This window comes from Motiliproteus sediminis (genome assembly GCF_017912535.1).
Taxonomy (GTDB): Bacteria; Pseudomonadota; Gammaproteobacteria; order Pseudomonadales; family Balneatricaceae; genus Motiliproteus; species Motiliproteus sediminis.
Genome location: NZ_JAERQK010000005.1, coordinates 1 through 25,541, shown reverse-complemented (window position 1 = coordinate 25,541; position 25,541 = coordinate 1). Strand labels below are relative to the sequence as shown.

At 60.9% G+C, this 25,541-nt stretch carries 28 protein-coding genes and 1 pseudogene; 19 read left to right on the top strand and 10 right to left on the bottom strand.

Annotation, left to right across the window (positions count from 1 at the left end; all coding sequences use genetic code 11):
- Positions 1 to 3: 3 nt before the first annotated feature.
- The 3 genes from JJQ76_RS10530 to JJQ76_RS10520 all read right to left on the bottom strand — a co-directional run bounded on the left by JJQ76_RS10530 (position 4) and on the right by JJQ76_RS10520 (position 1,633).
- Entirely contained in the window at positions 4 to 528 is a 525-nt protein-coding gene (locus JJQ76_RS10530) for a GNAT family N-acetyltransferase (RefSeq protein WP_210396793.1), read from the bottom strand.
- 30 nt (positions 529 to 558) lie between these two features.
- Positions 559 to 882, bottom strand: coding sequence for a DUF4156 domain-containing protein (locus tag JJQ76_RS10525; protein WP_210396792.1), 324 nt, complete (start codon positions 880 to 882; stop codon positions 559 to 561).
- Between the two features lie 226 nt (positions 883 to 1,108).
- Positions 1,109 to 1,633 (bottom strand): lactoylglutathione lyase family protein, encoded by a 525-nt coding sequence (locus tag JJQ76_RS10520; RefSeq protein WP_210396791.1) that lies wholly within the window; start codon positions 1,631 to 1,633, stop codon positions 1,109 to 1,111.
- Positions 1,634 to 1,778: 145 nt separating this feature from the next.
- On the opposite strand from JJQ76_RS10520, the gene JJQ76_RS10515 reads away from it, so the two are divergent.
- From JJQ76_RS10515 to JJQ76_RS10485, 7 genes are all read left to right on the top strand, one after another.
- A complete protein-coding gene (locus tag JJQ76_RS10515) occupies positions 1,779 to 2,651 on the top strand; it encodes a LysR family transcriptional regulator (RefSeq protein WP_210396790.1) in 873 nt (290 codons plus the stop codon).
- 408 nt (positions 2,652 to 3,059) lie between these two features.
- On the top strand, positions 3,060 to 3,908 hold the full coding sequence (locus JJQ76_RS10510; RefSeq protein WP_210396789.1) for a formate/nitrite transporter family protein: 849 nt from the start codon (positions 3,060 to 3,062) through the stop codon (positions 3,906 to 3,908).
- Positions 3,909 to 3,992: 84 nt separating this feature from the next.
- Entirely contained in the window at positions 3,993 to 5,816 is a 1,824-nt protein-coding gene (locus JJQ76_RS10505; protein WP_210396788.1) for a bifunctional protein-serine/threonine kinase/phosphatase, read from the top strand.
- Positions 5,817 to 5,858: 42 nt separating this feature from the next.
- A complete protein-coding gene (cynS, locus tag JJQ76_RS10500; RefSeq protein WP_210396787.1) occupies positions 5,859 to 6,308 on the top strand; it encodes a cyanase in 450 nt (149 codons plus the stop codon).
- A gap of 271 nt (positions 6,309 to 6,579) precedes the next feature.
- A complete protein-coding gene (locus JJQ76_RS10495) occupies positions 6,580 to 7,545 on the top strand; it encodes an IS5 family transposase (protein ID WP_210396786.1) in 966 nt (321 codons plus the stop codon).
- A 577-nt stretch (positions 7,546 to 8,122) separates the two neighbouring features.
- Positions 8,123 to 8,611 (top strand): GNAT family N-acetyltransferase, encoded by a 489-nt coding sequence (locus JJQ76_RS10490; protein WP_210396785.1) that lies wholly within the window; start codon positions 8,123 to 8,125, stop codon positions 8,609 to 8,611.
- Positions 8,612 to 9,490: 879 nt separating this feature from the next.
- Positions 9,491 to 10,006, top strand: coding sequence for a hypothetical protein (locus JJQ76_RS10485; RefSeq protein WP_210396784.1), 516 nt, complete (start codon positions 9,491 to 9,493; stop codon positions 10,004 to 10,006).
- Positions 10,007 to 10,056: 50 nt separating this feature from the next.
- On the opposite strand, the gene JJQ76_RS10480 is transcribed toward JJQ76_RS10485, so the two are convergent.
- Together JJQ76_RS10480 and JJQ76_RS10475 are read right to left on the bottom strand one after the other, a co-directional pair.
- Positions 10,057 to 10,386, bottom strand: a complete 330-nt coding sequence (locus tag JJQ76_RS10480; RefSeq protein ID WP_210396783.1) for a CZB domain-containing protein — start codon at positions 10,384 to 10,386, stop codon at positions 10,057 to 10,059.
- A gap of 107 nt (positions 10,387 to 10,493) precedes the next feature.
- Positions 10,494 to 10,859 (bottom strand): CZB domain-containing protein, encoded by a 366-nt coding sequence (locus tag JJQ76_RS10475; protein ID WP_210396782.1) that lies wholly within the window; start codon positions 10,857 to 10,859, stop codon positions 10,494 to 10,496.
- A gap of 266 nt (positions 10,860 to 11,125) precedes the next feature.
- Here JJQ76_RS10475 and JJQ76_RS10470 point away from each other — a divergent pair, with 266 nt between their 5' ends.
- Positions 11,126 to 11,338: a YgaP family membrane protein gene (locus tag JJQ76_RS10470; RefSeq protein ID WP_210396781.1), complete on the top strand. Its 213-nt coding sequence runs from the start codon at positions 11,126 to 11,128 to the stop codon at positions 11,336 to 11,338.
- Between the two features lie 62 nt (positions 11,339 to 11,400).
- Here the strand turns inward: JJQ76_RS10470 and JJQ76_RS18255 are convergent, their stop codons facing one another.
- Together JJQ76_RS18255 and JJQ76_RS10460 are read right to left on the bottom strand one after the other, a co-directional pair.
- Positions 11,401 to 12,879 (bottom strand): GGDEF domain-containing protein, encoded by a 1,479-nt coding sequence (locus JJQ76_RS18255; protein ID WP_210396780.1) that lies wholly within the window; start codon positions 12,877 to 12,879, stop codon positions 11,401 to 11,403.
- 172 nt (positions 12,880 to 13,051) lie between these two features.
- Positions 13,052 to 13,981: a LysR family transcriptional regulator gene (locus JJQ76_RS10460; protein ID WP_210396779.1), complete on the bottom strand. Its 930-nt coding sequence runs from the start codon at positions 13,979 to 13,981 to the stop codon at positions 13,052 to 13,054.
- Between the two features lie 151 nt (positions 13,982 to 14,132).
- On the opposite strand from JJQ76_RS10460, the gene JJQ76_RS10455 reads away from it, so the two are divergent.
- The 4 genes from JJQ76_RS10455 to JJQ76_RS10440 are packed head-to-tail and all read left to right on the top strand — an operon-like array spanning position 14,133 to position 16,924.
- The gene (locus tag JJQ76_RS10455) at positions 14,133 to 14,336 is read left to right on the top strand and encodes a hypothetical protein (RefSeq protein WP_210396778.1); all 204 of its coding nucleotides are present in this window, start codon (positions 14,133 to 14,135) and stop codon (positions 14,334 to 14,336) included.
- 10 nt (positions 14,337 to 14,346) lie between these two features.
- Complete coding sequence (locus JJQ76_RS10450) at positions 14,347 to 15,279, top strand: sodium-dependent bicarbonate transport family permease (RefSeq protein WP_210396777.1); 933 nt, start codon at positions 14,347 to 14,349, stop codon at positions 15,277 to 15,279.
- A 26-nt stretch (positions 15,280 to 15,305) separates the two neighbouring features.
- Complete coding sequence (gene purE, locus JJQ76_RS10445; RefSeq protein WP_210396776.1) at positions 15,306 to 15,800, top strand: 5-(carboxyamino)imidazole ribonucleotide mutase; 495 nt, start codon at positions 15,306 to 15,308, stop codon at positions 15,798 to 15,800.
- Positions 15,797 to 16,924 (top strand): 5-(carboxyamino)imidazole ribonucleotide synthase, encoded by a 1,128-nt coding sequence (locus tag JJQ76_RS10440; RefSeq protein ID WP_210396775.1) that lies wholly within the window; start codon positions 15,797 to 15,799, stop codon positions 16,922 to 16,924. Before purE ends, JJQ76_RS10440 begins: the two co-directional genes overlap by 4 nt.
- Positions 16,925 to 16,935: 11 nt before the next feature.
- On the opposite strand, the gene JJQ76_RS10435 is transcribed toward JJQ76_RS10440, so the two are convergent.
- On the bottom strand, positions 16,936 to 17,898 hold the full coding sequence (locus JJQ76_RS10435; RefSeq protein ID WP_210396774.1) for a DUF3179 domain-containing protein: 963 nt from the start codon (positions 17,896 to 17,898) through the stop codon (positions 16,936 to 16,938).
- A gap of 103 nt (positions 17,899 to 18,001) precedes the next feature.
- Between JJQ76_RS10435 and JJQ76_RS10430 the strand changes: the two genes are divergently transcribed.
- Both JJQ76_RS10430 and JJQ76_RS10425 read left to right on the top strand, forming a co-directional pair.
- A complete protein-coding gene (locus JJQ76_RS10430; protein ID WP_210396773.1) occupies positions 18,002 to 19,048 on the top strand; it encodes a DsbA family protein in 1,047 nt (348 codons plus the stop codon).
- A 232-nt stretch (positions 19,049 to 19,280) separates the two neighbouring features.
- Positions 19,281 to 20,024 carry a PEP-CTERM sorting domain-containing protein gene (locus tag JJQ76_RS10425; protein ID WP_210396772.1) on the top strand — a complete coding sequence of 248 codons (744 nt, stop codon included), beginning with the start codon at positions 19,281 to 19,283 and terminating at the stop codon, positions 20,022 to 20,024.
- 932 nt (positions 20,025 to 20,956) lie between these two features.
- Here the strand turns inward: JJQ76_RS10425 and JJQ76_RS10420 are convergent.
- Entirely contained in the window at positions 20,957 to 22,036 is a 1,080-nt protein-coding gene (locus JJQ76_RS10420; protein ID WP_210396771.1) for an alkene reductase, read from the bottom strand.
- 216 nt (positions 22,037 to 22,252) lie between these two features.
- Here JJQ76_RS10420 and JJQ76_RS10415 point away from each other — a divergent pair, with 216 nt between their 5' ends.
- Positions 22,253 to 22,525 (top strand): winged helix-turn-helix transcriptional regulator, encoded by a 273-nt coding sequence (locus JJQ76_RS10415; RefSeq protein ID WP_246480571.1) that lies wholly within the window; start codon positions 22,253 to 22,255, stop codon positions 22,523 to 22,525.
- Between the two features lie 7 nt (positions 22,526 to 22,532).
- Here JJQ76_RS10415 and JJQ76_RS10410 read toward each other — a convergent pair whose 3' ends face one another.
- Positions 22,533 to 23,024, bottom strand: a complete 492-nt coding sequence (locus JJQ76_RS10410; protein WP_210396769.1) for a winged helix-turn-helix transcriptional regulator — start codon at positions 23,022 to 23,024, stop codon at positions 22,533 to 22,535.
- A gap of 154 nt (positions 23,025 to 23,178) precedes the next feature.
- Between JJQ76_RS10410 and JJQ76_RS10405 the strand changes: the two genes are divergently transcribed.
- The 4 genes and pseudogenes from JJQ76_RS10405 to JJQ76_RS17970 form a co-directional block, all read left to right on the top strand.
- On the top strand, positions 23,179 to 24,468 hold the full coding sequence (locus JJQ76_RS10405) for a D-amino acid dehydrogenase (RefSeq protein ID WP_210396768.1): 1,290 nt from the start codon (positions 23,179 to 23,181) through the stop codon (positions 24,466 to 24,468).
- A complete protein-coding gene (locus tag JJQ76_RS10400; RefSeq protein WP_210396767.1) occupies positions 24,465 to 24,818 on the top strand; it encodes a RidA family protein in 354 nt (117 codons plus the stop codon). The genes JJQ76_RS10405 and JJQ76_RS10400 overlap by 4 nt, the downstream gene beginning before the upstream one ends.
- Before the next feature lie 58 nt (positions 24,819 to 24,876).
- Positions 24,877 to 25,260, top strand: coding sequence for a RidA family protein (locus JJQ76_RS10395; protein ID WP_210396766.1), 384 nt, complete (start codon positions 24,877 to 24,879; stop codon positions 25,258 to 25,260).
- A 146-nt stretch (positions 25,261 to 25,406) separates the two neighbouring features.
- Positions 25,407 to 25,541 (top strand): annotated as a pseudogene (locus JJQ76_RS17970) (sodium:alanine symporter family protein); the annotation flags it as partial.

The following is a 25,541-nucleotide window of genomic DNA, read 5'->3' as shown; positions in this document are numbered from 1 at the left end:
TAGCTACCAGAGCGCCGGATTGTTAAGCGCATCGACGCAACGGATCACCACCGGCGCCGCCGGCGGTGTGGTTGCGGACAACAGCAGCGCCTGCCAGCCGAAGGGGTACTGCAGCGGATAGGGCGCCCGATAAGGTTCCGCCGCCTCGGCCGTAAAACCAAACCGGCCATAGTAGGCCGGATCACCGTACACCAGCACCAGCGACACGCCGGCCGCCTTGAGTTGCGCTAGCCCCGCGTTGACCAGTTGCGTTCCCAGACCACTGCGCTGCAGCGCCGGGGAGACCGCCAGCGGCGCCAGAATGTAGCCATCATCCGCTGAATCAAGACTGATCGGGCTGAACACCACGTGTCCGGCTAGCTGGCCGTTAGCTTCAGCCACCAGTGACAGCACCGGCGGCGTTTCCGGCTTACCCAGCATCGCCTCGACCAGCATAACGATGGACGCGCTCTCTTCGGCAGGGAAGGCAGCCCGATGAAGCGACAAGATAGCGTCCAGCTCGTCGGCACGGTTAGCGCGAATACTCATTCCGATCTTTCCACTGAAAGTGCGACGGTGTCAGGGGCAAGCATAGGCTTTGGCGATCACCGTCACCGAGGTGGTGAATTCGTAACGTTCAACGTACAACAAACGGTTGGCGCCTATGGCCGCCGCCTGGTTGCGCAGATCGTTGAAGGCGCCGTAGCCCAGATCGCGGTTGCTGGTAAACCAGTAGCGGAACCAGTTGCCCGCCGATCCCACCAGAGTAGTTTTCGGCTCACAGCCAACCAGCGGCTGCCGGTCGTAAACAACCTGCACCGCATTGTCGGGGTTTTCCAACGCGATGGAGGCACAGCCACCGAGCAGGGTCGCGGCAAAAAATCCCAGCAGTTGTTTCTGCATGATCACTCCCTGTGACCGCCTCAACCGCGAACCGTTTGAGGCGCTCTGTTCCGGTTCAGCCGCTACTCTAACTGGCATCGCGTTGACTTTACTACCCGGGGGCGGTGTTCGGCGCGCGCATGCAAGGCTGGAGAACGCTCCAACCGACATTTCCCGGGGCAGAGTTGATGATCATCGCCGTCAGGCGCCAGCCCCGCGGCCGGCGCCTCGCTGCCAGTCATCCGGCTCAGTTATAGGCACCACTGGCGTAGTGCAGCTCGTAGCTGTGGCTGTAGATCTCCAGAATGTTGCCGAACGGGTCTTCCATGTAGATCATGCGGTAGGGCTTTTCGCCCGGGTAGTAGTAGCGCGGCTTGGCCATCCGTTTCTTGCCACCGGCCGCGACGATCTTGTCGGCCAGACCTTCCACGTCCGGATCCTGCACACAGAAATGGAAGATGCCGGTTTTCCAGTACTCGAAGTTATCCTCCGGGTTTTGCTGGTTAGCGAACTGGAACAGCTCCACCCCGATCCGGTCGCCGGTCGACAGGTGAGCGATACGGAATGAACCCCAGCCGGGACCGAACACGTCGCTGCACATCTCGCCGATGGCGCTGTCATCCTCGACGATTTCGGTGGGCTCCATGATCAGGTACCAGCCCAGCACCTCGGTATAGAAGCGCACGGCGGCGTCCAGATCCGGCACCGAGATGCCGATGTGGGAAAAGGTGCGCGGATAGACCGGTGCGGTCGCGTTAGCGGTGATAGTCATTAGGCAGGCTCCCGTTGATGGTTAATCACGGGCGCAGTGTAGGGCGGCAGTTCCTGCTGGTGAAATTATCATTTATGATGCTTTTGATTATTTTTTGTTATGCGCTATTTTCCGCCAGAGAGCCTTTGTCACAGCGAGCCACCCCATGATCAACCCCCTGCTGCTGCGCACCTTTGTCCGGCTGGTGGAAACCGGCCACTTCACCCGTACCGCCGAAGCGCTGTACATGACCCAACCCGGCGTTACCCAGCACATCAAGAAGCTGGAAGCCCAGCTCGGCCAGCCGCTGCTCAACCGTCACGGCAAGCAGTTCGAACTGACCCCCGCGGGCGAATCCCTCTACCGCTACGCGCTGGAACAGCAGCGCGCCGAACAGGCACTGCGCGAACAGTTGGATGACGACAGCGCCGAACAGGGCGCGATTCGCATCGCCTGTTCCGGTGCCATGGCGCTACAGATCTACCCGCGCCTGCTCGACCTGCAACACCAGTATCCGCGCCTTAGCGTCAGCATTGAGGCCGCCCCCAATCAACGGATCGAACAACAGCTGCGCACCAACGAGATCGACCTTGGCCTGCTGACCCAACCGCTAAGCGACCCGTCGCTGAGCCAGCACCCCATTGGCCAAGACAGCCTCTGCCTGATCCTGCCCGCCGACCACGCCAGCGACTGGGACAGCCTCCTTAAACTGGGCTTTATCAACCACCCCGACGGTCACCACTACGCCATCCAGTTGCTGGAGGCCAACTACCCCGATCAGTTCACTGGTATGGCGGCGCTGCCGCAGGCGGGTTATATCAACCAGCTGGGGCAGATTCTGCTGCCGGTGGCGGAGGGGCTCGGCTTTACCGTGCTACCGCAGTCAGCGGTAAACGCCTTCAGCCAGCCCGAGCGGTTGGCCGTCGCGCCGCTGGCGCAACCGGTACAGGAACCGATCTATCTGACCCGCAAAAAGCACCGCCCGCTGCCGGCCCGTTACACTCGGGTAGAACAGCTGCTGCACGCGATCTGGCGATAGCGGCGCTGGGCCTGCCGCTATCCGCAACCACCGGCTTACGCCGCCCATCGCAGCCCCAAAAACGATCTTCCGCAGTGCACCAATGCCCCAGCGCGCACCAGTAATGCGCACAACTGCGGTGCTCCGCCACTGCTTTACCCCCCTGCCAACCACCCACTAACCCCTTGTTTTAAGTAAAATAGGATGATTTTTATCAAAGTTGGCATCAGCCCTGCATTGGGTTAACCAGCATTTGGGCCACGGCGGCCCGCGACAATTCGAGCAGTACTGGATAACGGCGTCCATCACTCACCTGAGTTCTCCACCGAGATAACAGGCAGAGTATGGACGCCGTTTTTTTGTGCCTTGAAAAACTCGCTGACCACCGCCCCGGAATGACACTTTCCAAATCCCAACGAGGTGAAAAGTATGGCTTACTTAATCCCGTCCGAATTCGTGACCAAGATGGTCGATGCCGGTGAAGAAAAGATCCACATGTCCACCAAGGACACCCTGATCCGCGCCTTTATGGCCGGTGCCATTCTCGGTCTGGCGGCGGTGTTCGCCATCACCGTGGCGATGAAGAGCGGCTCACCGATCCTCGGCGCCTGTCTGTTCCCGGTCGGCTTTATCATGCTCTACCTGATGAAGTTCGACCTGCTCACCGGGGTGTTCACCCTGGTACCACTGGCGCTGCTGGACAAGCGCCCCGGCTGCGACATGCAGCAGATGCTGCGCAACTGGGGGCTGGTGTTTGTCGGCAACTTCGCCGGTGCACTGACCACCGCCTTTATGGTGTCGTTCATCCTCACCTATGGCTACAACACTGACGGTGGCGCCATTGCCGCCAAGGTCAGCACCATCGGTGAGTCCCGTACCCTGGGTTACGAAGCGCACGGTGTGGCCGGCTGGTTCACCATCTTTATCCGCGGCATGCTGTGTAACTGGATGGTCTCCATGGGTGTGGTCGGCGCGATGATCTCCACCTCCGCCACCGGCAAGATGGCCGCCATGTGGATGCCGGTGATGCTGTTCTTCTTCATGGGCTTCGAGCACTCCATCGTCAACATGTTCCTGTTCCCCTTCTCCATGATCATGGGCGGTGACTTCACCTTCATGCAGTACATCATCTGGAACGAACTGCCCACCGCGCTGGGCAACCTGTTTGGTGGCGTGCTGTTAGTGGGACTGCCGCTCTACTTCACCCACGTTCGCACCTCCAAGACCCGCGAACTGGGAAAGCCCGCAAAAACCGCCGCTGAGTCAGCCCTCGCTTAAGTGGCCCCCGCTCCGGCCTGCTGCTCTTCCCGGGGCAGGCTGGAGCCCCTTTTTCTGATCCGCTAGCTCAACGAGTTCCCGATCATGACCCAGGCTTCCCTCGCCCTTTGTTCACCCCGCACCACGTCACTGGCCCTCAGCTGCGGCCACTACTCCGACGCCGGTCGCAAGGCGGAGAACCAGGACTGCCACGGCAGCCTGATCCCGAGCGAGCCACAACTGACCCTCAAGGGTGCCGCGTTCGCCATCGCCGATGGCATCAGCACCAGCAGCGTCAGCCAGATCGCCAGCGAAACCGCGGTCAAAAGTTTTCTCGACGACTATTTCTGCACCTCCGATGCCTGGAGCGTTCAACACGCCGGATCGCAGGTGCTGCGCGCCACCAACGCCTGGTTGTACGCGCAAACCCAGAACAGCCCGTTCCGCTATCACAAGGACAAGGGCTACGTCTGCACCCTCAGCGCGCTGGTGCTCAAGGGTGGCCGCGCCCATATCCTCCACGCGGGGGATTCCCGCATCTACCGGCTGCGGGGTGGCGCTTTGGAACAGCTCACCCGCGACCATCGGGTCTGGTTAAGTGAACAAAAAAGCTACCTCAGCCGCGCCCTCGGTGCCGACGAGCAGATAGCGGTGGACTACCAAAGCCTGCCGCTGCAAGCCGGCGACCGCTTTCTGCTCACCACCGACGGCGTCCATGAAGAGCTCAGCAGCGAACAGATCATTGAACTGCTGGACCGCCATAACGGCATGGAGGCCAGCGACCTCGACCTGCACGCCGAACTACTGGCCCGCGCCGCGCTGGAAGCGGGCAGCGACGACAACCTCACCGTGCAACTGGTGCGGGTGGACGCCCTGCCCAGCCGCGGTGCCGACCTCAGTCAGCAGGTGGACATGCTGCCGCTGCCTCCCAGCCTGCAGGCGCGCGACCGCTTCGACGGCTACCGCATCAGCCGCCAGTTGCACGCTACCAGCCGCAGCCATATCTATCTGGCGCTGGATGAACAGAGCGGCGAGCAAGTCATTCTCAAGACCCCTTCCATCGACCTCGGCGGCGACCCGGCCTATCTGGAACGGCTGCTGCGGGAGGAGTGGATCGCGCGGCGGGTCAACAGCGCCCACGTGATCAAGGCGGGCGCCAGCCAGCGCCCGCGCAACTACCTCTACACCGTATCGGAATATATCGACGGCCAGACCCTGCGCCAGTGGATGATCGACAACCCAGAGCCGGAGCTGGAAACCGTGCGCGGCATCGTCGAGCAGATCGCCCGCGGCCTGCAGGCGCTGCACCGGGCCGAGATCATCCACCAGGACCTGCGGCCGGACAATGTGATGATCGACGCGAGCGGCACGGTCAAGCTGATCGATCTCGGCTCCGCCCTGGTGGCCGGTATCGAAGAGGCCGCCCTGGAAGCGCCGGAACCCACCGTACTCGGCACCGCCCTCTACACCGCGCCGGAGCAGTTTCTGGGCGAACTGGGCAGCCGCGCTTCGGACCTCTACTCATTGGCGGTGCTCACCTACCACCTGCTGTCGGGGCAGTTCCCCTATGGCATGGAGGTGGCCAAGTGCCGTACCCAGGCCCAGCAGCACAAGCTGCGCTACCGCTCGCTGGCCTACGGCAGTGATGAGCTGACCGACGGTGACAGCGACAGTGCCAACAACGACAAGCTGCGCAGCCTGCCGCGCTGGGTGGACGAAACCCTGCGCCATGCCCTGCACCCCAACCCCTACAAGCGCACCCAGGAGCTGTCGGAATTTATCTATGACCTCCGCCACCCCAACCGCCGCTACCTGCGCCAGAGCCGCCCGCCGTTGATGCAGCGCCATCCGCTGCGCTTCTGGCAGGGGGTATCGGCAGTACTGGCGGTGACGGTGGTGGTGCTGCTGGCGCAGCTGACCGGCAGTTAAAAAGACACCACATTACGAATCAACGCAGAAGAGGAACGCACCATGATCAGTAACCGCGAACAAGTGACCGAGATGATCATCGCCGCCAAAGTGGCCAAGGGCCTCAAGTGGAGTGAAGTGGCCGAGGTGGTCGGCCAATCCAAGGAGTGGAGCACCGCCGCCTGTCTGGGGCAGATGGCCTTTGACAAGCCGCAAGCAGAAGCGGTCGGCGATCTGTTCGGCCTCTCCGACGAGGCGGTGGCCTGGCTGCAGATCGTGCCTTACAAGGGCTCCCTTCCCACCGCCGTACCCACCGATCCGCTGATCTACCGCTGGTACGAGCTGGTGAACGTGTACGGCACCACCCTGAAAGAGCTAATTCACGAGGAGTTTGGCGACGGCATTATGAGCGCCATCGATTTCTCCATGGACCTGCAGCGCGAGCCGGACCCCAAGGGGGATCGGGTGCATGTGGTGATGTCAGGGAAGTTTTTGCCGTATAAGACGTATTGAGGTGGGGATGGGGAGCCGCATCAGGCTTTGGGGCTGATGCGGGCTCTTTTAAGCGGGAATATTGGCGAATCTAACGCCGCGCTAACGGGCTGGCGCTCCGCAGCCGCGACAGTCCAAGACCAGCGAAGCTGGGCTGAGTGTTGAGCGCCTTGTTAGCACTAAAACGGCACCTCATCGTCAAAGCTTTGAGGTGGTTCGGGAGGCTTAGGGAACATGCGATTAAGTCCCTCAGCATGAGACAATCCGCATTCTGATGTGCTGAGGGCCACCCATGGACCACCAACTCTCCTTCGCTGACAGCGAGTTCAACAGCAAGCGCCGCCAGACCCGCAAAGAGAAGTTTCTCGGACGGATGGAAAAGCTGATTCCCTGGTCCCGCCTGATTGCAGTGATTGAGCCCCATTACCCCAAGGCTGGAAACGGTCGTCGCCCTTACCCGTTGGCGACCATGCTACGCATCCATTGCATGCAGCACTGGTATAACCTGAGTGATCCGGCCATGGAAGATGCACTTTACGAGATTGCATCGATGCGGTTGTTTGCCGGGTTGTCGCTCGACAAAGCGATTCCAGACCACACGACCATTATGAACTTCCGCCATCTGCTTGAACGGCAAGGTCTGTCACGCAAGATCTTTGAAGAAGTGTCTGCCTGGCTGAGCGAAGCGGGCGTGCTGGTGAAGGAAGGCACGTTAATGGACGCCACCATCATCGAAGCGCCCAGCTCAACCAAGAACAAGTCGGGTGACCGTGACCCTGAGATGCATCAGACCAAGAAAGGAAATCAGTGGCACTTCGGTATGAAGGCGCATATCGGCGTCGATGCAAAAACGGGCCTGACGCACAGTTTTACGACTACCGCCGCCAACGAACACGACCTCAACCAAGCGCATCACCTGCTTCATGGTAAAGAGGGGTATGTCTTTGCTGATGCCGGTTACCGCGGTGCGGAGAAACGTGCAGCGCTCAAGCATAAAGACCTCGACTGGCACATTGCCCAACCACCCGGAACGGTCAGAGGGCTGAAAAAGCACCCGCGCATCAACAAAGTCAAACTGAGCATGGAGTACATGAAGGCCAGCATTCGAGCCAAGGTCGAGCACCCGTTTCGGATCATCAAGTGCCAGTTTGGTTTTACCAAAGCGCGCTACCGCGGCTTGATGAAAAACGACAGCAAACTAGCCATGCTGTTCGCCTTGGCGAACGTCGTTCGCGTGGATCAGATGTTGCGGGCGTAGGGTCGATCCGCCTGTATGCCGGGAAATCGGCATGCAGGCGGTGATAAATGATCAAAAATAGAGTTATTACGCCGCAAATGCGGCTTGAGTAGCGGAGCAGTTCAGGAGGCGGGGCTTAATCGTAGGTTCCCTAGGGAATATCATATATGTGATTTCGTATAACAGCTCGTTTATGAGGACAAAGTCCCATGACAATTATTATCAGGAGTGCCATTGTTTCAGAAGCACTACAATTCACCAACTCGTAACATACTGAATGTGTTATCAATATTGCCGCCTACGGAGAAAGCACTTCCATTAAACAGGACAAAGCCCTGGCAACAGGGCCCGCTCAGGAGACATTGACAAACTTCAACGGATGAAAAGCGTACTGTCAGTGGCACCGCTCTTCTCCTCCCTGATGTGAGCTGGCAAATGGGGACAGCTTAACCGCGGTGACTAGCACCACAGACGCCCCCCTAATTCCCCGACTCTAAGTGAATTGGAACAAACATACCAGAGCGTGTCCGCATATCCGTTGTGGCTAAATAACCGTTACACTACCTCCACTTACCACTCACACCGACCGGGAACCACCATGCAGATCCGCCAAGCCACCGCCGCCGACTTTGACACCATCTGGCCGATCTTTGCGGAGATCGTCCGCGCCGGCGAGACCTACGCCTACCCGCGCGACTGCGACAAGGCCGAGGCCCAGCGGCTGTGGATGGAGCGGCCACGCCAGACCTACGTGGCGGAGCTGAACAGCCAGATCGTCGGCACCTACTACCTCAAGACCAATCAGGCCGGCCCCGGTGATCACGTGTGCAACTGCGGTTATATGGTCGCCAGCAGCGCCCGTGGTCAGGGGGTGGCCAGCGCGCTGTGCCAGCATTCGCTGCGAGAGGCGCGGCGGTTCGGCTACCGGGCGATGCAGTTCAACTTTGTTGCTGCCACCAACGAAGGCGCGGTGCGGTTATGGCAGAAGCTGGGGTTCGAGATTGTGGGGCGCTTACCGAAGGCGTTTAACCATCCGGTTAAGGGGTATGTGGATGCGTTGGTGATGTATCAGTGGCTGGGGGATTGATGTTTTGATGTTGTTGGCTGGGAGTTGGGAGTTTTTAGCTCGTTGATTTAGTGGCTGGTAAGCTGCTGTTGCGCCCACCCGGGCGCCTTCATTTTTTGACAGTCGCATCAAAAAACGAAGCAAAAAAATGCTCGCCCACAAAACCCGCCCTACGGGACCTGCGCGCTGCACTCCCTTGAGGGGCACAACAGAATGGCCATCCTTGGCCATGCTGTTGCGGCAGCGGCCATCCCGGCCTTGCCCCTCCGGGCTTAAACCCTCAAGGGAGTCCAGTGCTCGTCGGCTTTCGAGAGGGCCAGGGGTGCAAGCGGCACCTATTGTTTTATCAACTAACTATCAGGGATATGCGGTGTTGCGGCTGCGACTTAGCCCCTTTGGAGCCGACGAGCACGGCTCGGAGAATCCGATTAAGGCCCGCAGGGGCGAGCGCCGGATGCGCGAAGCGGCGGCAGCGTGGCCAGGGATGGCCACTCTGCCGATCCCCGGATTCTTCGCTCCGCGCGCAGTGAACCCGCAGGGCGGCGGAACCAGGGGGCATAAAGCACCGTTAGCGTTTTCTTGGTTCGTTCTTTGTCGCGTCTGACAAAGAATGAACCCGCCCGGGTGGGCGGAACAGAGGCTTTCAAGCAACGCCGCTAATCAGCTCAAAACGCCGAATCAGAAACACCTCCATAATGGGCGCAACCAAGACGCTCGCACCGCACATTAATCAGCTTAAAACTCAGAGCAGCCAAGCCAGCGATGGAATATTCCAACGCTCACGGCGTTGACTAAACACCACCGGCACCAATCCCACACCGCAACACCCGCGCCGCTGGCCCCTCACCCGTCGGCAGACACAAACACCCGCCGGCGCACCCTTCCAAGGGAGGAACTGTTATGCGACTACCTCTGCTTACTGTAACCCTGCTCGCCACCCTCACCGCCGTCAGCGCCCCAGTTCAGGCCTCCGGCGAGGCGGTGGTCCGTTTTCACTCCATGATCGGCGTCGATGGCCAATACCTCGGCGGCGCCAACGCCATTCGCGGTGTGCCCGGCGGTGGCCGCCCCTGGGTACTGGAGATGGCCAAAGGCACCCTGGATCAGAAAGGGCGTCTGGACGTACGGGTAAAAGGGCTGATCATCCCCGAATCCGACGGTGCCGGCTTCAACCCCGCGCCCTTCTTCCGCGCCGTGGTCAGCTGTCTGTCGGTGGATAGTGACGGTAACCCCACCACCGTCAACCGCATCTCCGGCAACGGCGCCGAGGTAATGATCGGCAACCCCGCCAACGGTGACGCTCACATCAAAGCCAAGGATATGCTGGCGGATCCCTGCGTGGCACCAATGGTGTTTATCACCTCCCCCGGCGGGGCCTGGTTCTCGGTCACCGGAATCGGTTCACTGGCACCCTGACAGGCAAACCGCCCGGGCCGTTGCGGCCCGGGCTACTGGCGTCAGCAAGGTCAGGCTTCCAGCGCCGCCTGCAGCGCGTCGATCCGCTCGATCAACAGGGTTGAGTGGTAACGGGTTTCCCGCTCCAGCAGGTCCAGCCCCGGGGTCTGGCTGATCAGGGTGTAGGCCTCATGCAGCTTGCGGTGCGGTTCATCCAGCGCGCGGAACTCGGCCAGCTCACCCAGCTCCGCCTCGCTGGCCTGCAACCACTGGCCAAACGCACACCGCAGCGGGTTATGTTCGACTTTGGGCAGCGGGCTGTTAATCACCTCGGCGACCCACTGCTGGTGCTGTTCTTTGGCCTGTTGCAGCGCTGCAATCGCCGTCTGGTAGGTTTTCATTGGTCGACCTCCTTCCCTGTGGTCGGGCTGATAAAAAAGCATCCTTGCGGTACTTAACGTACCGTTAACACGGCCAACACTATCAATAAAAAAGCAGTGACTGCGCCTTAGTCCGCCTCAACCCGGGCCCGGTTGAGTGCGTTCTCCAGCTGGTCGATGTTATCGATCAGCTCCCGTGAGTGGTCGACCACAGCCTGGCGCTCGGCATCGTTAGCGGGGTTTTTAAGTAGCCGCTTGTAGGCATCATGCAGTGCGGTGTGGGGCTGTTCCAGCGCGCGGAAGGCGTCAAAGCCTGCCAGCGTCTCTTGCGAGCCGAGCAGCCAGCGACCAAACTCGCAGCGGGTGGGATCTCCCTCAACCTGCGGGATCCGGTTCTCCTTCACCTCTGCCACCCAGCGGGTATGCTGCATCCGGGCGATCAGCAGCATGTCCAGCGCCCGGTTGCGCTCGTTTCTGGTCAATGTGGCTGCCATAGTGGAGTCTCCCTTGTGGATCCGGCGGCATCGGCGCAGCTCCATGGTTTTACCAACGTTAAATCCTTCCCAGCGTTCCAGGCCTTGATCCCGGTCAACAGTACAAACGGCAGCGCTACGTTAGAGTCCACTGATGAAACTCAATGACCTGCCCTTAATCGTAAAAATCGCCGGAGCCTGCTGCATCTGCCTTGGTTTGCTGTCGCTGGCTATTCTGGCGGTATCCTGATTATCTGATTGTTTTATTTCACTCGCTGGAGGCTCGTATGAAAAGGAACGTAGGTGTTGCCGATATGGTTGTTCGACTGGTGTTGGCGCTGGCGCTGCTCTATCTCGGTTTTGTCGATAACCCGATCATGTCTGAGGGTCTGCCCAAGACCATTATCGGTTTCTTTGCCTTTGTTCCGCTGATCACCGGCCTGCTGCGTTTCTGTCCGCTGTACGCCCTGATCGGTGTCACCACCTGCCCCAAGAGCTGAGCAAACCCTTGACCAGCCTGCTCGGGCGCCGGAGATGTTACCGCGCCTGAGCCCACCCCCTTTTACTCCATCAGATTAGCCACGCTGGTGCCATCCATCACACAGTTGCGTCCGGCCCGCTTGGCCAGGTAGAGCGCTTCGTCCGCGACCCCGATCATCACCTCACCGTTGCTGTCGTCACTCGCGGTCGCGAATACTGAGACGCCGACACTCACCGTGGGCGAGATGGTTTCGCCCTCCCACTCTACCGGGCTGTTCTGGACCGTTTCACGGATCCGTTCGGCAACCTCCTTGGCCGCCTGCAGTGTGGTCATCGGCAGGATTACCACAAACTCTTCACCGCCGTAGCGGGCGCAGATGTCGTAGTTTCTGAGGCTGCGCTGGATGATCTCAGCGGTAGTTTGAATCACCTTGTCGCCACACTGGTGGCCGTAGGTGTCGTTGACGTTCTTGAAGTGGTCCAGGTCCATCATCAGACAGCAGAGCGGCTGCTCTCCGCGTTTGGCCTTGTTGATTTCGATCTCCAGCGCGTGCATCAGGTAACGCCGGTTAAACAGCCCCGACAGCGGATCGCGGGAGATCAAGCCCTCGATATGCAGCCGCATCTCTTCAAAGCGCTGGCCCAGATCGCTGACTTCATCGCCGGTCTTCTTGTAGTTGAGCGGGGCCGAGTATTCGGACTCCTGCATATCCTTGGTGGCGTCGGTGAGGTCACGGATCGGGCGTGCGATCCGGTAGGCCACGATCAGTACGATCCAGATCGATGCCCAGAGAATGATCACCGTGGCGGCGATCACCCGGTTCTTGAGCTCGATGATCGATTCCAGATAGACGCTCTCTTCCAGCACATACCAGATATCAAGATCGACCGAGGCCAGGGTTTTGCGCATGGCGTAGAAACTGCCGAGCCGGGTCAGGCGGGCCTCATAGGCGGGATCCGACTGCAGCGCGGCTATCTGGCGGTAGTCGAAGCTCTCCTCATTCTCATGGGTCAGCAGATGATCGCCCCGGGCGATAAAGATGTCGGCGGTGTCGGCGTTGGCGGCGGCAACGACCTGATCGAATATCTGCTCGTAGGGAACACTGGCCAGCGCCCGCACCCGGCCATGGACGCTATGGTTGAACCAGGGTCCGAGGTAGATGATCGCGTCATCGCCGAAGATCACCCCCGCGTTGGGGCCTGATCCGCCGGCAAGCGCGTTTGACAGGGCGCCTGCGGAGCCTGCCCGTTCGACCCACTGATCCGCCGCATTCAGCAGCCCGAGGCTGGTAACCGATGACGATCGCAGCGCATCAACGGCTGCTTCGGTCGTGATCAGCTCAACCACGGCCTGATTGAAAGCGAGCTCTGAGCGGGTGATCGATTCCGCCGCACCCAGCCCGATCGCCTCCAACTTCAGCGACGCAATCTCCTCTTTGTGACTGTGGATGGAGTCCGCAAAGGTGAGATAGGTGATGTAGCCGAGCCCACTGAGCACCAGCACCATAACAGCGCTGAAACTGAGCACCAGTTTACCGCGAATTTTCAGCCGTACTGCCACGACACCATTCCTGTCCCAAAAAGTTGCTGCCGGCCATTGTTATCAATTCCGCGGCCATTGTGTGCAAAATCAGTCACTAATGTGACGCCAGTCAAAAAACCAACAGCCGGGGTATACCGGTGCTCCCGGGATATGCCAGCCAGACGGCCACTCCCGCGCAGAGGGACCGGGCTCAACCGGCCATATCCCCCAGCAGCTTGCCCCGCCCCTCCTGCTCGACATACTCCAGAAAGGTGCGCGCCACTACCGACATCTGTTTGCCGGGCAGGCGTGCCAGAAACCACTGGGTATTGATCGGCAGCCCGCTCACCGGCAGGGTCACCAGTCCGCTGCTGCCCCCAAAACCGAGAGTGTGCTGGGACAGGATCGAAACCCCCAGCCCGGACATCACCGAATGCTTGATCGCCTCGTTACTCTCGATGGTCATGCGCACGTTAAGGGTCACCCCCGCCTGCTGCAGATGACGCTCAATGGCGTGGCGGGTACCGGACCCCAGTTCCCGCCTCAAAAACGGCTGGCGGGCGAACTCGGCCAGATCCAGCTCGCCGGCACCGGCCAGCGGATGATGCAGCGGCGCGATCGCCACCAGCGGGTTGGGCACAAACTGGTGCAGCGCCAGTTCCTGATCCTGCGGCGGGTGGCTGAACACGTAAAAGTCATCCTCGCCGGCGCCGAGGCGGTCGATGATCTGCTGGCGGTTGCCCACCTTGAAGTCCACATCGATCATCGGATAGTGGCGGAGAAAGTCCCCCAGCAGGTGAGGAATGAAATACTTGGCGGTGGTCACCACCGCCAGCCTGAGGGTACCGGCTTTCATCCCCTGCAGGTCGGCCAGAGTCATGCCCAGGCGATCGATACAGGCCAGCACCTCACGCGCACTCTCCACCACCGCCAGCCCCGCCTCGGTGAACACCAGCGAGCGCCCCACGGTGTCATACAGCGGTGAGCCGACACCGTCGGCCAGCTTCTTCAGCTGCATCGACACCGTCGGCTGGGTCAGGTGCAACGCATGGGAAGCAGCGGTGATGGAGCCCTGCTGGTACACCGCCAGCACGATTTCCAGCTGCCTCAAGGTACCGATCCGGGCCGAGATACGCGACATAACGCCCTCCTGCACAAGGCAAATAGATATATGTCTATTAAAAATATAAAAACTATCGATTTTTATCTATTTTAATTTCAGTTCATCATCGGCGCCATTCCACTCCCGACCCCGTTTCACGGGATCTGAAGCAACCCACAAGGAGCCGACGATGAACAAGACTCTGGCCTTTGAACTCTGCTGCATCGCCCTGCTGCTCGCCCTTGGCATCCTGCTACTGGGCAACGGCCTGCCCGGCTGGGGGCTGATCGGCGTGGCGGCGCTGCTGGCGGTCGGCAGTGGCGGCCTGCGCCTGCTGAATGCACGCGGCGCGGCAGACGCACCGCGCCTGCAAACCGGCCTGAACGCGAGCTAAGGGGCGGGCGATGCAGATCGACGTGGTTGCCGCCTTTTTCCTGTTCGGCGCGCTGGCCCAGCTGGTCAAAGCACCGATCAGGATGCCCAAGGGGCTGTACCAGAGCCTGACTCTGTTCCTGCTGGTGGCGATCGGCCTCAAGGGCGGCATCGCGCTGGCCAGCCACGCCAGCCTGGCGCTGCTGTGGCAGTCGCTGGCGGTAATCGCCTTCGGTGCCCTGCTGCCGCTGGTGGCGTTCCCGCTGCTGCGCTGGTTCGGCGGCCTGTCGCGGGTGGATGCGGCATCCATGGCGGCCCACTACGGCTCGGTCAGTATCGCCACCTTCGCGGTAGCGCTGGCACTGCTGGAAGCGAGCAATATCTCTTACGAGCCCTATTTTGCCCTCTTTGTCGCACTGCTGGAGATCCCCGCCATTGCGGTGGGGCTGTGGCTGGCGCGCGCTGACAACGGCGGTCGCAACCGCGGCGAGGTGGTGCGGGAGATCTTTCTCAACCAGGGCGTGTTGCTGCTGGTGGGCTCGCTGCTGATCGGCTTCCTGGCCGGTTCCGGTGCCGACAAACTGCTGCCCTTCTTTGGCACCCTGTTCCATGGCGTACTGGCGCTGTTCCTGCTGGAGATGGGCCGGGTGGCCGCATCGCGAATCGGTTCGCTGCGCCAGTACGGCTCGTTCATCAGCTGCTTTGGCGTGCTGATGCCGCTGTTGGGCGCCACTCTGGGCGCACTGCTGGCCGCACTGCTGGGGCTGTCGACCGGGGGCATGATCCTGCTCGCCACTCTCGGCGGCAGCGCGTCCTATATCGCGGTGCCGGCAGCGATGTCGGTGGCGCTGCCCGGCGCCAACCAGAGCCTGTCGATCACCGCCTCATTGTCGGTCACTTTCCCCTTTAACGTGCTGGTGGGCATTCCGCTCTACAGCGCGCTGATCAGCCATTTGACCCCTTAACCTCTTTGCACGATGGAGCAACAACCATGAACCAGTCCTCCCTCCCGGTCCGCGTCAGCATCATTATGGGCTCCCAGTCCGACTGGACCACCATGCAGGCCGCTACCCGGGTTCTCGACGAGCTCGACGTCGGTTACGAAACCCGTGTGGTCTCGGCCCACCGCACGCCGGAGCGCTTGTACCGGTTTGCGTCCAGCGCCCACGTGCAGGGGATCGAGGTGATCATCGCCGGTGCCGGCGGTTCGGCCCACCTGGCCGGGATGGCCGCGGCGATGACTCATCTGCCGGTGATCGCGGTGCCCGTATCCAGCCGCCACTTCAACGGCATGGACAGTCTGATGTCGATGGTACAGATGCCGCGCGGCGTGGCGGTGGCCTGCCAGGCGGTGGGCGAAGCCGGCGCCTATAACGCCGGGCTGATGGCGGCGCAGATGCTGGCGCTGGCTGACAGCGGCCTGAGCCAGCGGCTGCAGGAGTGGCGCGCGCGCCAGACCGACAGCATCCCCCACGAGGTGGAATGATGCATATTGCGATTATCGGTTGCGGCCAGCTGGCCCGGATGATGGCGCTGGCCGGTTGGCCCATGGGGCTGCGTTTCAGTTTTCTGGCGGAAGCGGGCGAGAACAGCGACTGCGTCGCCGGGCTTGGTGCGGTGGTGGAGCGTTCGCCGGCAGTGACGGCGGAGGCGCTCTATGAGGCTCTGGGCCGCCCCGACGTCGTTACGGTGGAACGCGAGCAAGTGGATACGGAGCTGCTGCGCAGCCTGCGCCCGTGGTGTCCGGTGTACCCCGACCCTGACGCCATCGCTGTGTGCCAGCACCGCGGGCGCGAAAAAGCGTTCCTGCAATCGCGGGGGATCGCGCTGGCCCCGTTCCGGCGGGTTAACTCGGCCGACACGCTGTGCGCGGCGGTCGCTGAACTGGGCTATCCGGTGTTCGTCAAATCCTGCGAGCAGGGTTATGACGGCCAGAACCAGTGGCGGCTGACCAGCGACAACGATCGTGACGCGCTGATCGCGCAGCTGGAGTGCTGGCCGGAGCTGGTGGTAGAGGCGCAGGTAGCCTTTAGCCGCGAGCTGTCGATCATCGCGGTACGCTCCGCCAGCGGCACCGAAGCCTGCTACCCGCTGACCGAAAACCGCCATCAGGGGGGCATTCTGGTCAGCTCGCAAGCACCGGCACCGGCGCTAACCCCGGCGCTGGAACAACAGGCCCGTGAGCTGGCAGAACGGTTGTTGCAGCACTGGGACTACGTTGGCGTACTGGCGATCGAGTGCTTCGTGGTGGGTGACCAGTTGCTGGTTAACGAACTGGCGCCGCGGGTACACAACAGTGGCCACTGGACTCAGGTTGCCGGGGTCTGCTCGCAGTTCGAGAACCACCTGCGCGCCATCTGCGGCCGCGGGCTAGGGCCAACCCAACCGCTGGCCCATGCGGCGATGCTCAACCTGCTGGGTCAGCTACCGCCGGACCACCTAGCCGGCAGCGGCGAGATCCAGCTGCACCTGTACAACAAGCAGTTGAAACCACGCCGCAAGATCGGCCACCTGAACCTGCAGGATCCCGACCCGCAACGACTGCAGCAGCGGCTGGCAACGCTGGAAGCGGCGGTTTACCCGGCGCAGGCGGAGTCACCCTCGGCCTGAGCGGCTGAGTACTAGCGCGCGTCGTCGCTCCGCGGCGCGCGATAGACCTCGGTGTCCGGGTGAAAGGTATACCAGGCAAACCAGAAGGCGTTGATCGCCGCCAGCGGCTGGCCGCCGGCATCGAGCAGCTCGGCGCTGCGTGCTTCAGCGTCGTAGCGGATCCGCACTACCTCATCACCCAGCTGGTCGCTCAGCTCGCCGATGTTGCCGAGTTTGGCCAGTTCGGAAAAAGGGTAGGCTCTGGCGACCCCAGCCCGCTCCACCCCCAGTACCCGCTCCTTGGGGTGAAACTGCTGGCTCAGAAACGCTACCGGAAAATAGAGCGCCAGACTCTCGTCGTAGCCGCCGTAGGGGTTGCGCTCATAGTTGCGCCGATAGCCGGTGTCGGTAGACAGCACCCGGGTGGCGGGGTAGCGCCGTTGCCAATCGCTCCAACTGGTCAGCAGCGACGGCAACTGCACCAGCTCCGCGCCCTTGAGCGGACCGCTGATCGCTCCATGCAGCAGCTGCGACCAGAGCGATTCGGTCTCGCGATCGTAGAGCAGTACGTCACTGTTGTAGAGCAGCCCGGAAACCCCGAAGCTGAGCAGCCGCTGATCCTGCTCGGCGCGATACACCACCCCGGTACCGCAGAGGGGACAGTAGGTGACCACCAGATTGGTATCACCGAGGCGATCATTAACCACTTCATGCCAGTTGAGAATGGCGATCGGATAAGCGCGGGCATCACCGTTTATCGCTACCCCGATTACGCGGCTGTGCGGAGTTAGAAAGCGGGCCTCAGCGGCACCGACAAAACGCGGTGCATCGATGGCCGGGATGCCGTCACGGGGTGGACCGCCGGCGCGGATCTCGTCGGCCGGAATCGAGGCATCATCAAGGTCAAAGCCGTTCAGGGTTGCCGCGCCGGCGGCCGGCGGCAGCAGCAACAGTGCCACCAGCAACCCGCGTCCAAGCTGGATCAGTCCAAACATGGGGAACCCTCTGCGCTGTTTTCGCTCACAGGCTTAGACGAAATGCAGCCGCTGCTGTTACAGTGGCCGCCGGCAACAACTAACGTACGACGGAACCCGTACCATGAGCGACGAATCAGCGCTGAAGCGCAACCTTACCCCCCTCAACATCATCACCGCGCTGGTGCTGCTGGCAGGCACCGTGTTTATGGTGATGCAGCCCGGCAAACAGCCAGAGGCGCAACACAGCAACGCACTGTTTACCCTGGCAGGCAAGAGCTATAGCAGTACCGACCTGCCGGCGCGCTACCGCCAGCCCCTGTTCCAGAGCGAAATGGAAGCCTACAACAACCGCAAGGCGGTAGCACAGGCGGCAGCACTGGAGCTCTACATCGAACAGCAGGCGGCCAAGAATAACGAAACCAAGCAGCAGGTTGCCGAGCGGTTGTTCGCGGTACCGTCACCCACAGAGGAGCAGATGCGCGGTTTCTACGAATCCAATCGGGCCGCCATCAACGGCGCCTATGAAAACGTCCGCGACGACATTCGCAACTACATGACCCAGGCGGCCCAGCAGCGCGAACAGCAGGCGCTGCTGCAGAAACTGATTTCGCTGAAGGAGTTGACCCTGCATATCGAGCCGCCCAAGTCGGCCGCCGTCGAGATCGATACCGCAGGCTACCCCAGCAAGGGCCCGGCAAACGCCAAGGTCACTATTGTCGAGTTCGCTGACTACCAGTGCCCCCACTGCAAGGCGTCCCATGTCAGCCTCAAGCCGGTGCTGGAGCCGTATCTGGATCGGGTCAGGTTCGTGTACATGGACTTTCCCATCAACCGTTCCGGCATCTCCCGCACGGTCGCTGAAGGCGCGGTTTGCGCCGATGCCCAGGGCCGGTTCTGGGCCTACCAGGACGAAGCCTTTGCCCGGCAGGAGAGCCTGACCCACGAATCGGCACGCCAGATTGCCAGCGAACTGAAGCTCGATATGGCCGCGTTTGACCAGTGCGTGGCCGACGACGCCACCGCCGCCAAGGTCAAGCGTTCAGAGCAGCAGGCGATCGCTGCGGGTGTCACCGGCACCCCGACGTTCTTCGTTAACGGCGAGAAGCAGCACCTGCATGAAGCAGCGCAGGAGCTGCCGAAGATTATCGAGCAGGCGCTGACCCAGTAAGCCTGATCTGAGGGACAACAGCGGCGGACCTGGAGTCCGCCGTTTTTTTTTTGCCGGGCGCAACCGCCACCGAGCGCCGAACTGTCGGTATTTTTTACACCACACCCGTCTTTGGCGATGATATTTATCACCTACAAAACAACAGCTATTATAAAACAGTCGTTTACTTAAGCAGGAACGGATATTGCCTTGTAAAGACCATTGTTAGTGAACCGACGGACCCCTCAAGGCTATGAAAACCACCTACCAAGCGATCACTTTGTGCACCCTGCTTGCGGCCAGCTCCGCCGCCCAGGCTACCGTATTCTCGTATGACTTTGATGCCGGGTTGGGCAGCGACTTCACCGCGTTCGGGGCTACCGCCCACAACGGCGGCGGCTACGGCAGCAACCCCACCCCGCATATGGATCTGTCGCCCAATACCGTTGGTACCGGCAGCTTCTTCTTGAATCAGCAGGTTGATGCGTCGATTTTCAGCGCCAGCTTTGACTTTGTCGCCGGCGGTGGTTCCGGGGCCGACGGCCTGACCTTCGCCTGGGTCACCGCTCCCGGACTTGGCTCGGGCGGCAGCGGGCTCGGATTTTCCGGCTTCACCGGCTACGCTGTGGCGTTCGATACCTACCCGGTGGGTAACAATATCAATGTGCTTCAGAATGACTGGACCAACGTCATCTCCCCGTCGGCGGCTGCGTCTTTTGAAGACACCAACTGGCACCATGTGGATATCGACTTCAACCAAGGCACACTGTCGGTATTCCTCGACAGCGTGCTGATGCTGAACACGACCCTCGCCGGCTACAACGGCTTTGACGCACACTTCGGTTTTACCGGCGCCACCGGCGGACTGACCAACTACCACAAGATCGATAACTTTACCCTCAGCACACCGGCAGCCGCCGCGCAGGTACCGGAGCCCGGCACTATCGCGCTGGTGGGTCTGGCCTTGCTCGGCCTGGCCCGACGCTACCGCCGCTAAAACGATCAAAGGCCTTCAAATGAAGGCCTTTTTTTTGGTTCTGCGCCAGTGACGCAGGGGCTAAAATCGGCGCGGAGCGGACGTTTTTGCTAGTAGCGTTGGCCTCAGCTTTTTGAAGTTTTAGCTCGTTACCGCGTCGGCATTGACCCTCTATTGCGCCCACCCGGGCGCATTCATTTTCTTTGAACGCTCAAAGAAAACGAATCAAAAGAAAACCGCCCCCGCTTACTTGTCGGCTGCGCCGATTCCCTGCGCAAGGCACGAACAATCCGGGGATCGTCAGAATGGCCGTCCCTGGCCATACTGCCGCCGCTTCGCGCATCCAGCGCTCGCCCCTGCGGGCCTTAATCGGATTCTTCGCACCCTGCTCCGGCTGCGTAAAAGGGGGAGTTGGAGCTGCCGGCCAGCCCGGTAGCTATATCGAGTATCGGTTAAGGGACATCGGTAACAAGTCGGTCCACTTGCATACGTGACGCGAACCAGACTCACTGTTGCGGCTGGCACCCCGTGCCCGTTAGAAAGTCGACGAGCACTGGCGTCACTTGGGGGTTTCAGCCCGTAAGGGGCACAAATGGGCAGGATTGCCCATTTGCACAGCCACAGGCTGCCCGAAGGGTGAGCTACAGGGATGTAGCGAATGAACGCCGGGATGGCCGCCGCCGCAACAGTATGGCCAGGGAGGGCCATTCTGTTGTGCCCCTCAAGTGGCGTCAGCGCGCAGGTCCCGCAGGGCGACTTTCGTGGGCGAGTGCTTTTTGGTTACTTTTTATCACGACTGATAAAAAGTGACCCGCCCGGGTGGGCGGAACAGGGACTGTCAAAAAGCGCCGATAATGAGCTTTAAATCCATACCGGTCGGCCCGGAACTAAAGTCCGCTCAGCGCCGACAACCGCGATTCCTGGCCCCGCATCAGGCCTCCCCCACAGAACGATCAGCTCTGATCAGCACCTAAGGTCGGGTAATCGGTATAGCCTTCGGCCCCCTGGCTGTAGAACGTCGTCGGATCCGGCTCGTTCAGCGCTGCCCGCTGACGCAACCGCTCCGGCAGATCCGGGTTGGCCAGGAACGCGGTCCCAAACGCCACCGCATCGGCGTGCCCCGCTTCGATGACCCCGGCGGCTTCGTCGCCGTCATAGCCCATGTTAAGAATCAGCTTGCCTCGGTAGTGCTCACGCACCGGGGTCACCACATCACCACTCTGTTCGCCAAGAAAATCAGCCCGCATCAGGTGCAGGTAGGCCAGATTGAAATCGTTAAGGCGCTTGGCCAGCCAGGTCGCCAGCCCTACCGGATCACTGTCGTGCATGCTATTGAAGCTGTTGAGTGGTGACAGCCGCACCCCGACCCGGTCGCTGCCCCAGACCTGGGTCACCGCCTCGATCACCTCCAGCAGCAACCGCGCGCGGTTCTCCAGCGGCCCGCCATAGGGACCACCGCGGTGGTTGGCACCGTCACGCAGGAACTCATCCAGCAGGTAGCCGTTAGCGCCGTGCACCTCCACCCCGTCAAAGCCGGCGCGCTTGGCGTTTTCCGCCGCCCGGGAAAAGCCGGCTACTATCGCCGGTAGTTCGTCGTCGGCCAGCTCGCGCGGCACGGTGTATGCCTGTTTGCCCTCGGGGGTATGCACCTCGTCATTGGTGATAGCGATGGCACTGGGGCCCACCGCCTCGCGGCCATCGTTGAGCGCCGGATGACAAGCGCGGCCGCCGTGCCAGAGCTGCAGCACGATGCGGCCACCGGCAGCATGCACGGCGTCGGTCACCCGCCGCCAGCCGGCAACCTGCGCCTCGGAGTAGATACCGGGTTCGCGCCAAAACGCGGAGTGGCCCTCCATCACCATGGTCGCTTCGGCAATGATCAGCCCGGCAGCGGCACGCTGGGCGTAGTGTTGTGCCATCAGTTCGGTGGGCACGTGGTTTTGATCAGCGCGGCAGCGGGTCAGCGGTGCCATCAGCACGCGATTGGGAAGTTCCAACGCGCCTAGGCGCAGGGGAGAAAAGAGCGTACTCATCGAATCAGTATCCTCGGTTCAGGAATGGGATTGCGGGCAGCTGCTTGGCGAGCCCTGCAGTGTTGACCCTTGCTTTATGGACCCAAAGGAAACTAATATCAATCAGTATACTTTTTGTAACCTAGAATAATTTTGTTGCTCATGCCTGTTGATACAGTTGTAACTTCGCCGCAACCCGCTAAAACCTGCACCGAGCCTTGCCCCATTGAACGCGGCATGCGATTGATCGGTGGCAAGTGGAAGGGTTCGATTCTTTGGCACCTGAAGGATGGACCGCTGCGCTTCAACGAACTGGCGCGCCAGCTCGGCGGCGCCAGCAAGAAGATGGTGGATCAGCGGCTGAAAGAGATGGAAGCGCAGGGGCTGGTCATCCGTGAGGTGATCACCACCCGGCCGATTGCGGTGTCCTACTCGATCACTGACTTTGGCCGCAGCGCGCTCTGTATTCTGGAGCAGCTGCGAGACTGGACCGACCGACAGCAGATCTGAACGCGCATCAATCCTCGCGCTTGAACGCCGGCACCTGGATATTGGAGGTCTCTTTCACCTCCTCCATGACGATATAGCTGCGCGATTTGTCGACGTTGGGCAGCGCCAGCAGCAGTTCGCCCAGCAGTTCGCGGTAGGCGGACATTTCGCTGATCCTTGCTTTGATCAGGTAATCGAAATCGCCGGAGACCAGATGGCACTCCATTACGTTGGGCAGTTTCAGTACTTCGCGCTTGAAGTCTTCGAACACGGTACCGGAGCGGTAGGTCAGACTGATCTCCACGAACACCAATAAGCCGGCTTCCAGGTGGCGCGGCTCCAGGATGGCGGTGTACCCTTTAATCACGCCGTCTTTTTCCAGCCGGCGTACCCGCTCCAGGCAGGGGGTGGTGCTGAGCCCCACCTCGGCAGCCAGGTCAACGTAGGACATCCGTCCGTTCTGCTGCAGCTGCCTGAGAATATTTCTGTCTATTCGGTCAAGCTTTCGTTGTTTAGCCATTTGTCGTTATTTTTATCTGCTTATTGGAAAATAATCAGTTTTATAACCCGCCTTTGTCTTTTTTTCAAAAACATTTTCTTGCCGACCGTTTTTACAATAGTCGTTCCTGTCACAAGGCATAAATCATTGTTTGCCTTTTTGGAGCGAGTATCTAATGGAAATAATTATCCTCGGCAGCGGCGTGGTCGGCGTGACCAGCGCGTACTACCTGGCCCAACAGGGGCACGAAGTCACTGTTATCGACCGCCAGGCACAACCTGCGCTTGAGACCAGCTTTGCCAACGCTGGCCAGATCTCCCCCGGATACTCCGCCCCCTGGGCAGCCCCCGGCATACCGATGAAGGCGGCCAAGTGGCTGCTGCAACAACATGCGCCGCTCAAGATCCAGCCACTGATCAGCCCGACCATGTGGAAATGGATGGCGCAGATGCTGGCCAACTGCACCAGCACCAAATACAGCATCAACAAAGAGCGGATGATGCGTCTGGCGGAGTACAGCCGCGACTGTTTTGTCGACCTGCGCCAGGATACCGGCATCCGCTATGAAAACCGTAGCCAGGGCACCCTGCAGCTGTTCCGTACCGCCAAGCAGGTCAAAGACGCGGCCAAGGATATTGAAGTCCTGGAGCTCTGCGGCGTTCCTTATGAAGCCCTGGATACCGCTGGCTGTATCGCCGCCGAGCCGGCGCTGGCAAGGGTTCAGGAGAAGATCGTCGGCGGCCTGCGCCTGCCCAATGACGAAACCGGCGACTGCCTGCTGTTTACCCAGCAACTGGCCGAGCTGACCAAGACCATGGGTGTTACTTACAAAATGAACACCCACGTTCTGGGCATTCATACCGACGGCGACAGAATCACCGGCGTCAAGACCAGTGCCGGTACCAAGACCGCCGACGCTTACGTCGTCGCCATGGGTAGTTACAGCGCACCGCTGCTGGATAAAGTCGGCGTGCGCCTGCCGATCTTCCCGGTCAAGGGTTACTCCCTTACCGTACCGATCACCAACCCCGAGGCGGCCCCGGTTTCCACCGTAATGGACGAAACCTACAAGGTTGCCATGACCCGCTTTGACGATCGCATTCGCGTTGCCGGCACCGCCGAGCTGGCGGCATTCAGCGACGAGTTGCTGGACCAGCGCCGCGCCACCGTGACCATGGTGGTAAAAGATATCTTCCCCGATGGCGGCGACGTCGAGCAGGCGGACTTCTGGACCGGCCTGCGCCCGATGACCCCGGACGGCACGCCGGTGATCGGCGCTACCCGCTACCCCAACCTCTATACCAACTCCGGTCACGGCACTCTGGGCTGGACCATGTCCTGCGGTTCAGGCCAGTTGCTGGCAGACATCATCAGCGGTCGCAAGACCGGCATCGACCCCACCGGTCTCGACGCCAGCCGCTACCGTGGCCTGAAACCCACCAAACGAGCGACCCAAGCAGCATGATTCAACGTTTCGAAACCAAGCCACGCATGAGCCGTGCGGTGATCCACAACCACACGGTCTACCTCTGTGGCCAAGTAGCCAAGGATGCCAGCGCCGACATCAGCGAGCAGACCCGCACCACGCTGGAGAAGATCGACGATCTGCTGGAATCGGTCGGCAGCGACAAAACCAAACTGCTATCGGTGACTATCTACGTCAAGACCATGGCCGATTTTCAGGCCATGAACGCGGTGTGGGACGCCTGGGTACCGGAAGGCCTGGCACCGGCGCGCGCCTGCGTGGAAGCGGCGATGGCTCGCCCGGAACTGCTGGTGGAGATGTCGGTGATCGCGGCCGTGCCACAAGACTGATTCCAAGCACCCCTGTAACCACTGATGACTGGAACTCAAAGATGACTGGAACTCACAGATGACTGCAAAAACCATTATCTCTACCCCTGACGCCCCGGCCGCCATCGGCCCCTACTCCCAGGCCGTCAAGGCCGGCGACACCGTTTACCTGTCCGGCCAGATCCCGCTCGACCCGGCCACCATGGAGGTGGTGAGTGGCGGTTTCGAAGCGCAGGCCGAGCAGGTCTTCAGGAACCTGTCCGCCGTGGCTAGCGCGGCCGGTGGTTCCCTGGCCGACGCCGTCAAGATCAACATCTTTCTCACCGATCTGGCCAACTTTGCCGCGGTCAACGAGGTGATGATGCGCTACTTCGACGCCCCCTATCCGGCCCGCGCCGCCATCGGCGTCAAAGAGCTGCCCAAGGCGGTGGACGTGGAGGTAGAAGCAATTCTGGTGCTGTGAGTCTCCCCACTCACCACCGATAGCCGGGGCGCACCCTCTATGACAGGTACCCCCGGTGCCCGGGTCGCGGCGGACTTGCCCGTCGCGACTCACTCCGCCCCTCCTCGACGAGCGGGCGCTTATAACAACAATGATGAGGAAAAACGATGCAAGCACTTACCGATATCATCAGCAGTATCAACGGTATCGTCTGGGGACCGATGATGCTGGTCCTGATTCTCGGCGTTGGCCTGTTCCTGCAACTGGGCCTGAAACTGATGCCGATCCTGAAGCTGGGTACC

Bases quoted from the DNA above. Each gene is read 5' to 3' on its own strand.
- JJQ76_RS10530 (WP_210396793.1), bottom strand. From the start codon at position 528: ATGAGTATTCGCGCTAACCGTGCCGACGAGCTGGACGCTATCTTGTCG.
- JJQ76_RS10525 (WP_210396792.1), bottom strand. From the start codon at position 882: ATGCAGAAACAACTGCTGGGATTTTTTGCCGCGACCCTGCTCGGTGGC.
- JJQ76_RS10520 (WP_210396791.1), bottom strand. From the start codon at position 1,633: ATGACTATCACCGCTAACGCGACCGCACCGGTCTATCCGCGCACCTTT.
- JJQ76_RS10515 (WP_210396790.1), top strand. From the start codon at position 1,779: ATGATCAACCCCCTGCTGCTGCGCACCTTTGTCCGGCTGGTGGAAACC.
- JJQ76_RS10510 (WP_210396789.1), top strand. From the start codon at position 3,060: ATGGCTTACTTAATCCCGTCCGAATTCGTGACCAAGATGGTCGATGCC.
- JJQ76_RS10505 (WP_210396788.1), top strand. From the start codon at position 3,993: ATGACCCAGGCTTCCCTCGCCCTTTGTTCACCCCGCACCACGTCACTG.
- cynS (WP_210396787.1), top strand. From the start codon at position 5,859: ATGATCAGTAACCGCGAACAAGTGACCGAGATGATCATCGCCGCCAAA.
- JJQ76_RS10495 (WP_210396786.1), top strand. From the start codon at position 6,580: ATGGACCACCAACTCTCCTTCGCTGACAGCGAGTTCAACAGCAAGCGC.
- JJQ76_RS10490 (WP_210396785.1), top strand. From the start codon at position 8,123: ATGCAGATCCGCCAAGCCACCGCCGCCGACTTTGACACCATCTGGCCG.
- JJQ76_RS10485 (WP_210396784.1), top strand. From the start codon at position 9,491: ATGCGACTACCTCTGCTTACTGTAACCCTGCTCGCCACCCTCACCGCC.
- JJQ76_RS10480 (WP_210396783.1), bottom strand. From the start codon at position 10,386: ATGAAAACCTACCAGACGGCGATTGCAGCGCTGCAACAGGCCAAAGAA.
- JJQ76_RS10475 (WP_210396782.1), bottom strand. From the start codon at position 10,859: ATGGCAGCCACATTGACCAGAAACGAGCGCAACCGGGCGCTGGACATG.
- JJQ76_RS10470 (WP_210396781.1), top strand. From the start codon at position 11,126: ATGAAAAGGAACGTAGGTGTTGCCGATATGGTTGTTCGACTGGTGTTG.
- JJQ76_RS10460 (WP_210396779.1), bottom strand. From the start codon at position 13,981: ATGTCGCGTATCTCGGCCCGGATCGGTACCTTGAGGCAGCTGGAAATC.
- JJQ76_RS10455 (WP_210396778.1), top strand. From the start codon at position 14,133: ATGAACAAGACTCTGGCCTTTGAACTCTGCTGCATCGCCCTGCTGCTC.
- JJQ76_RS10450 (WP_210396777.1), top strand. From the start codon at position 14,347: ATGCAGATCGACGTGGTTGCCGCCTTTTTCCTGTTCGGCGCGCTGGCC.
- purE (WP_210396776.1), top strand. From the start codon at position 15,306: ATGAACCAGTCCTCCCTCCCGGTCCGCGTCAGCATCATTATGGGCTCC.
- JJQ76_RS10440 (WP_210396775.1), top strand. From the start codon at position 15,797: ATGATGCATATTGCGATTATCGGTTGCGGCCAGCTGGCCCGGATGATG.
- JJQ76_RS10435 (WP_210396774.1), bottom strand. From the start codon at position 17,898: ATGTTTGGACTGATCCAGCTTGGACGCGGGTTGCTGGTGGCACTGTTG.
- JJQ76_RS10430 (WP_210396773.1), top strand. From the start codon at position 18,002: ATGAGCGACGAATCAGCGCTGAAGCGCAACCTTACCCCCCTCAACATC.
- JJQ76_RS10425 (WP_210396772.1), top strand. From the start codon at position 19,281: ATGAAAACCACCTACCAAGCGATCACTTTGTGCACCCTGCTTGCGGCC.
- JJQ76_RS10420 (WP_210396771.1), bottom strand. From the start codon at position 22,036: ATGAGTACGCTCTTTTCTCCCCTGCGCCTAGGCGCGTTGGAACTTCCC.
- JJQ76_RS10415 (WP_246480571.1), top strand. From the start codon at position 22,253: ATGCGATTGATCGGTGGCAAGTGGAAGGGTTCGATTCTTTGGCACCTG.
- JJQ76_RS10410 (WP_210396769.1), bottom strand. From the start codon at position 23,024: ATGGCTAAACAACGAAAGCTTGACCGAATAGACAGAAATATTCTCAGG.
- JJQ76_RS10405 (WP_210396768.1), top strand. From the start codon at position 23,179: ATGGAAATAATTATCCTCGGCAGCGGCGTGGTCGGCGTGACCAGCGCG.
- JJQ76_RS10400 (WP_210396767.1), top strand. From the start codon at position 24,465: ATGATTCAACGTTTCGAAACCAAGCCACGCATGAGCCGTGCGGTGATC.
- JJQ76_RS10395 (WP_210396766.1), top strand. From the start codon at position 24,877: ATGACTGCAAAAACCATTATCTCTACCCCTGACGCCCCGGCCGCCATC.